This is a genomic window from Actinosynnema sp. (assembly GCF_052038725.1).
Window position 1 is genome coordinate 1 of sequence record NZ_JBQGCX010000314.1, and the last position, 4,065, is coordinate 4,065.

At 76.5% G+C, this 4,065-nt stretch carries 6 protein-coding genes; 4 read left to right on the forward strand and 2 right to left on the reverse strand.

The genetic code is table 11. The features are described 5' to 3' along the window. Both ACTUAL_RS06215 and ACTUAL_RS06220 read right to left on the reverse strand, forming a co-directional pair. Positions 1 to 354: hypothetical protein (locus ACTUAL_RS06215; RefSeq protein ID WP_440899571.1), on the reverse strand; the 354-nt coding region annotated here is incomplete at its 3' end. Beyond that, positions 351 to 665 (reverse strand): PadR family transcriptional regulator, encoded by a 315-nt coding sequence (locus ACTUAL_RS06220; protein WP_440899573.1) that lies wholly within the window; start codon positions 663 to 665, stop codon positions 351 to 353. The genes ACTUAL_RS06215 and ACTUAL_RS06220, both read right to left, overlap by 4 nt. Before the next feature lie 105 nt (positions 666 to 770). Between ACTUAL_RS06220 and ACTUAL_RS06225 the strand changes: the two genes are divergently transcribed. From ACTUAL_RS06225 to ACTUAL_RS06240, 4 genes are all read left to right on the forward strand, one after another. After that, positions 771 to 1,490: a thymidine kinase gene (locus ACTUAL_RS06225; RefSeq protein ID WP_015802194.1), complete on the forward strand. Its 720-nt coding sequence runs from the start codon at positions 771 to 773 to the stop codon at positions 1,488 to 1,490. A gap of 71 nt (positions 1,491 to 1,561) precedes the next feature. Next, positions 1,562 to 2,140 (forward strand): helix-turn-helix domain-containing protein, encoded by a 579-nt coding sequence (locus ACTUAL_RS06230; RefSeq protein ID WP_096494334.1) that lies wholly within the window; start codon positions 1,562 to 1,564, stop codon positions 2,138 to 2,140. 5 nt (positions 2,141 to 2,145) lie between these two features. After that, positions 2,146 to 2,874 (forward strand): uridine kinase, encoded by a 729-nt coding sequence (locus ACTUAL_RS06235; RefSeq protein WP_440899572.1) that lies wholly within the window; start codon positions 2,146 to 2,148, stop codon positions 2,872 to 2,874. Positions 2,875 to 2,934: 60 nt separating this feature from the next. After that, positions 2,935 to 3,891 carry a helix-turn-helix domain-containing protein gene (locus ACTUAL_RS06240; RefSeq protein ID WP_096494332.1) on the forward strand — a complete coding sequence of 319 codons (957 nt, stop codon included), beginning with the start codon at positions 2,935 to 2,937 and terminating at the stop codon, positions 3,889 to 3,891. Positions 3,892 to 4,065: the final 174 nt, after the last annotated feature.

Consider the following 4,065-nt stretch of genomic DNA (forward strand, 5'->3'; position numbering starts at 1 on the left):
CAGCGCCAGCACCAGCAGGTCGGCGGCGGGGGCCGGGACGTTCGCGCGCAGGGTGGTGGTGGCCTCCTGCACGGCCAGCAGGGTGTGCGCGAGCAGGCCGGTGAACGCGACCAGCCGCACCGCCGCGCCCGCCCGCGTGTCCCCCAGGCGCAGCCGCGCGGCCAGGGCGACCGTGGCGGCGGCCTCGGACCAGCCCGGCCAGCCGTGCTCCCGGTCCAGGTCGTCCTCGCGGCCTGCCAGGAACACCTCGGTCATCTCCTCGCCGCGCTCGGCGCGGTACCCGGCGGGCAGCAGTCGCAGCAGCGCCCGGTAGCGGCGCTCCAGGTTCCCGCCGTCGTCCGTCCCGGAGCTCATCCGGTCTCCCTGGCCCTGAGGGCGGCGCTCGCCGCGCGCACGGTGGCGTCCAGGCGGGCGACCTCGGCGGTCAGCGCGCGCACGCCCGGTTCGGTGATGCGGTAGTAGCGGCGCAACCGGCCCTGGTGCACCTCGTCGCGGTCCGGTTCGGCCAGGCCCTCGGCGACCAGGCGGTCGAGCACCCCGTAGAGGGTGCCCACCCGCAGCCGGGTGCGCCCCTCGGACAGCGCGTCGACGCTCTGGACGATCGCGTAGCCGTGCCGGGGGCCCTCGGTGAGGGCGGTCAGGATGAGGAGCGCCTGCTCCGTCATGGACTTCACGAGACACGTTATATCGCGGGACATGATATGAGGTCCAGTCCCGCTCGCCCACCTGAGTGACCGCGCCCGGTGCCGGGCGCATTAAGGTTGCGCGCCGTGGAACCCACCAACCCCGCACTCGACCCGACCGACGCCCTGGCGTCCGTGCCCGCCGCCGGGGCGCGGCGCGGGGTGAGGGCTGCGGGCAGCCTGCGGTTCTTCTTCGGCCCGATGGACTGCGGCAAGTCCACCCTGGCCCTGCAGATCGACCACAACCAGGCCCGCCAGGGCCGCTGCGGCCTGCTGCTGGTGCGCCACGACCGCTCCGGCACCCCCACCATCTCCAGCCGCATGGGCCTGGCCCGCCGGGCGCTGGAGGTCCACGACGAGATGGACCTGGGCGCGCTGGTGCGCGAGCACTGGGGGCGCGGGCAGCGGGTGGACTACCTGATCGTCGACGAGGCCCAGTTCCTCGACCCCGAGCAGGTCGACCAGCTCGCCGAGCTCGCCGACGACGCCCAGATCGACGTCTACTGCTTCGGCCTGGCCACCGACTTCCGCAGCACCATGTTCCCCGGCTCGCGCAGGCTGTTCGAGCTGGCCGACGAGCTCAACGCCATCCAGGTCGAGGTGCTGTGCTGGTGCGGCCTGCCCGGCCGGTTCAACGGGCGCGTGCACGACGACGTGCTGGTGCGCGACGGCAGCACGGTCCTGGTGGCCGACGTGGTGCAGGTCGCCGCGGACGACGTGCGCTACCAGGTGCTGTGCCGCAAGCACTACCGCACCGGCGACCTCGGCCCGTCCGCCGTGCGCGACGGGCAGCTCAGCCTGACCTGAGCACCCCTCACCCCGGCGCATAATGGCAACACGCGTTGCCGGACGCGGGACGGGCCGGAGGTGGGTGGGACGTGGACGAGGACGTGCTCGGGCAGGTCGGCGAGCGGCTGCGCGCGCTGCGCACCTCGCGCGGGGCCACGCTGGCCGACCTGGCCGAGGTCACCGGCATCTCCAAGAGCACCCTGTCGCGGCTGGAGTCCGGGCAGCGGCGGCCCAGCCTGGAGCTGCTGCTGCCGATCGCCCGCGCCCACCGGGTGCCCCTGGACGAGCTGGTCGGCGCGCCGCCCGTGGGCGACCCGAGGGTGCGGCTCGCGCCGGTGCGGCGCAACGGCATGACCGTGGTGCCGCTCACCCAGCAGCCCGGCGGCATCCAGGCGTACAAGATGCTCATCCCCTACCGGGGCGACGAGCCCGACCCGCGCACCCACGGCGGCTACGAGTGGCTGTACGTGCTCGCGGGCAGGCTGCGGCTGGTGCTCGGGCAGCACGACGTGGTCCTGGTCTCCGGCGAGGCCGCCGAGTTCGACACGCGCGTGCCGCACTGGTTCGGCGCCGCCGAACCGGACCGGCCGGTGGAGGTGCTGAGCCTGTTCGGCAAGCAGGGCGAGCAGATCCACATGCGCACCGGCTCCGCGCGCAAGGACGGCTGAGCGCGGTGGCCGTCCCGCCCGAGCGCGCGCGGCTGCTGGGGCGGCTGGCCGGGCACGTGGCGGCGCTGCGGCCCGGCGGGATCGCGCGGGTGGCCGTGGACGGGGTCGACGGGGCCGGGAAGACCACCTTCGCCGACCACCTCGCCGCCGCGCTCGCCCCGCTGGGACGGCCGGTGGTGCGGGCGGGCGTGGACGACTTCCACCACCCGCGTGCCCTCCGCCACCGGCGCGGCGGGCACGACCCCGAGGGGTTCTTCGCCGACTCCTACGACTACCCCGCGCTGCGCCGCGCCCTGCTCGACCCGCTCGCGCCCGGCGGCGACCGCCTGGTGCGCACCGCCGTGTTCGACCACACCACCGACCGCCCCGTCGAGCGGGCCCCTCGGCTCGTCCCGGCGGACGCGGTGCTGCTGCTCGACGGGATCTTCCTGCACCGCGACGAGCTCGCCCCGCTCTGGGACTGCGGGATCTTCCTGCGCGCCTCCTTCGCGGTCACCGCGCCGCGGATGGCCGGGCGCGACGGCTCGCACCCCGATCCGGGGCACCCCTCGAACCGCCGGTACGTCGAGGGGCAGCGCCGGTACCTGTCCAGGTGCCATCCTGAGGGCCGCGCGTGCGCCGTCGTCGACCACGACGATCCGCGCGCCCCCGCCCTGCTCCGCCTGGGCCGGCACGGGCAGCCACCCCCGTGCGGGAGGCGATTGGTCCGACCGGGGCAGGGACTGGGAGAGTAGGCGGCGCAGCCGATCGCGAGGGGGGAGACCGTGCGGAGCCTTGCGGAACCACCCGCATCGATGGAACCCGGACCCGGCGGGGCGGAGCGGGTCGCGGCCCGCTTCGACGACCTGCTGCGCAGGCGCGCCGACCTGGAGGCGGTGGCGCGCGCCGCCGCCGAGCTGACCGGCCTGCCCGCGCGCCTGGTCGACCGCACCCGCCGCGTGGTCATCCGGGTCGAGCCCGACGGCGAGCGCCGCGACAGCCCCGCCCGCCCCGAACCGGACTGGCTGGCGGTGCGCGTGCTCGACGGCGCGGCCACCCTGTGGCTGGAGAGCCCGGCGCGCGGACGCGACCTGGACACCCTGGTCCTGGAGCGCGCGGGCGCGGCGGCTGCCCTGCTGATCCGGCACCGCCCCGTCACCACCCCCGCGCACACCCCGGCCGCGCCGCTGCTGGAGACCGCGATCGCCGCAGGCACCCCCCTGGAGGCCCGGCTCGCCGCGCTGCGCGCGCTGGGCCTCAACCCGGAGGGCAGGCTGCGCGTGCTGGCCCAGCCGCACGGCAAGGTCCTGGTGCAGCCCGAGGGCGACCCGGTGCCGGTGCGCGGCCGGGCGGGCGTGGGACCGGCGGTGCCCGCGCACCGGCTGCCCGAGTCGGCGGCGCGCGCGCTGACGGCGCTGCGGCTGACCGCCGAGGGCACCACCGCCGACCCCGGCCCGCGCGTGGTGCGCGCCGAGGACCTGGGCGGGTTGGAGATGCTGGCGGCGGCGGTCGCGCCGGGCACCACGACGCCGGACGCGGCGGTGCTCACGGCGGCGGCCGAGGAGGCGCCGTGGCTGCTGCCGACGCTGGTGGCGGTGGCGCGCGCCCCGAACCAGCGGGCCGCCGCGCAGGAGCTGTTCGTGCACCACTCGACGTTGCGGGTGCGGCTGCAGCGGGCCGAGGTGCTGCTGGGGTGGAGCCTGCGCGACGCGGCGGGGATGCTGCGGCTGCGCCTGGCGCTGGCGGTGCGCCTGCTGGGTCGCCCGGTCTGAGCCCCGCCCGCGGTGGGCGGCTCTCGCAGCGTCACGAAGAACCTCCTCCCGTTTCCCCCGTTCGTGGTTGGTCGTCCCTCTGGCGGGTATTGCCACCCCTGACCCCGCACGGGGGCGCCGGGTGCTCGACCCGCCCGGCTCGGCACGCGGAACGCAGGGAGGCGCAGGAGCAGT

Coding starts and splice junctions, on each gene's coding strand:
- ACTUAL_RS06240 (WP_096494332.1), top strand. CDS start 2,935: ATGGAACCCGGACCCGGCGGGGCGGAGCGGGTCGCGGCCCGCTTCGAC.
- ACTUAL_RS06220 (WP_440899573.1), bottom strand. CDS start 665: ATGACGGAGCAGGCGCTCCTCATCCTGACCGCCCTCACCGAGGGCCCC.